Raw genomic sequence first — 1688 nt, 5'->3', positions numbered from 1 at the left:
AAAATTCATTCTTCCCTTTTTCTTTATTTTCCCTATTCGTTTTCTAGTTTTTCAGCTTTTGAATGTGCCCAAAACTCGATAAATATTTCAATAATAATGGCAAGTACGAATACGAAGAAGGCGAACTTCAATCCGATGGTCATCCAAATGAGTGCAAAGCCTCCAAATGTAGCGATCCATAGTGCGCCTGATAGCAGACCACGTTTTGTGGAAAAGTTTGGGTCACTATATCTTTTTGCATATTTTTCTGCTATATGCTTATGCTCTTCAATGACCCATGGTTTACGGCGTGTTTTTTCAGTCATAATTAGGTAGCCGATTAGCGCTACTTGAGGTATGACGAACGGAATCAAGACGCCGAATATGCTTGCCAAGTGTGCGTACTCCATGAATGATTGCATCGTAGCAATCATGATTCCGAATAGAATGGAGCCAGATGCAAGTGCATAGATGAGTGCACGTTTCCAGGACATTGGATAATTTACCCCAGTTTCTTGTGTCAATCCGAGAAATACAAAAGCAGCTCCAGAAATAACTATAAATGGCATAAATGATGAAATACTTATATAAATGGTATTTGTCGCTGTATACGTTAGTAAGGCTGTAATAATTCCAAAAAGTAAAACACCTCCAGCTATGGCGTATCCAAGTGCATGTTTTTTGCTCACTTGCACATGTTGGTCAATATACATATTTCCAATGACTTCATTGCGTTTTTGTCGACTGATATCGTCAGCGATTTTTGTCATATCCCCAAGTCTTGCAACAACTTTTGTAAATGCTTCCTCAGAACTCACACCATTTTTTTCTAAATCACGAATTTGTTCCATCATATTGATTTCAATTTCTTCTTTAAAGTCCTGAAGCTCTGCGGTCTCTTCATAGCCTTTAAACAAATCTTCCACATATGCTTTAATATCCGGGTTCATGTTACTCCTCCTCCAAAAGTCGATTTAAAATTTTTTGAGTAAATTCCCAGTCAATTTTATTTTGTCGGTACTGTTGTTTTCCACCATCTGTAATTCGGTAATACTTTCTTCTTCCTCCTTGTGTTTCGTCTCCCCAGTAGGCAATAATGGATCCTTCTTTTTCTAACCGTTTGTAACTGGAATAGAGAGTTGCTTCTTTAAGTTCGTACAAGCCGTCCGTTTTATCTAAAATGTTCTTATAAATTTTATATCCATAACTATCACCTTTCATTAAAATACCTAACACAATTGTATCGGTATGGCCGCGTAGTAAATCAGCGGAAACTTTCCCTTTCATAGACTCAGCCCCTTGATGTACTCTGTGAATCATTTTATTGCTATTAATATAGTACTATATCTGTCATAGTAATTCAAGTATCAAATTAAAATATGGTTGAAAGTAAATTTAATTAAATCATTCGATGATCCGATAAATAGAGTGAAAGGTATTTTGTAAGGAGGGTTTCCGTGGATATTGCAGCATTGTCGATTGTGATGAAACAATCACAAGTTAAACAGCAGGCGAGTTTATCGGTCATGAAAAATGCGATGTCGACTGCCGAAGCAAATGGAGCCGCTTTGATTGAAATGTTGAACCAGTCTCCCGGCGGGCAAGCGCCACATCCTTATCTAGGTGGAAAGATCGATTTGAAGGGATAAATAGCTTGTGAAAAAGTAAAAGGTGAAAGAATAGCAATCGTTATTCTTTCACCTTTTTTA

Annotated in this window: 3 protein-coding genes; 1 reads left to right on the top strand and 2 read right to left on the bottom strand. The window is 37.1% G+C overall.

From position 1 onward, the window contains the following. Positions 1-32 precede the first annotated feature (32 nt). Both SPD48_RS19865 and SPD48_RS19860 read right to left on the bottom strand, forming a co-directional pair. Entirely contained in the window at positions 33-929 is an 897-nt protein-coding gene (locus SPD48_RS19865) for a permease prefix domain 1-containing protein (RefSeq protein ID WP_336259888.1), read from the bottom strand. A gap of 1 nt (position 930) precedes the next feature. Continuing rightward, positions 931-1266, bottom strand: a complete 336-nt coding sequence (locus tag SPD48_RS19860) for a PadR family transcriptional regulator (RefSeq protein ID WP_336259887.1) — start codon at positions 1264-1266, stop codon at positions 931-933. A gap of 170 nt (positions 1267-1436) precedes the next feature. Here SPD48_RS19860 and SPD48_RS19855 point away from each other — a divergent pair, with 170 nt between their 5' ends. After that, complete coding sequence (locus tag SPD48_RS19855; RefSeq protein ID WP_336259886.1) at positions 1437-1628, top strand: YjfB family protein; 192 nt, start codon at positions 1437-1439, stop codon at positions 1626-1628. Positions 1629-1688 lie beyond the last annotated feature (60 nt).

The organism is Pseudogracilibacillus sp. SE30717A, from assembly GCF_037071985.1.
GTDB lineage: Bacteria > Bacillota > Bacilli > Bacillales > Amphibacillaceae > Pseudogracilibacillus.
Note: the sequence above shows the minus strand (reverse complement) of the source record. Positions and strands in the feature narration are given on the sequence as shown.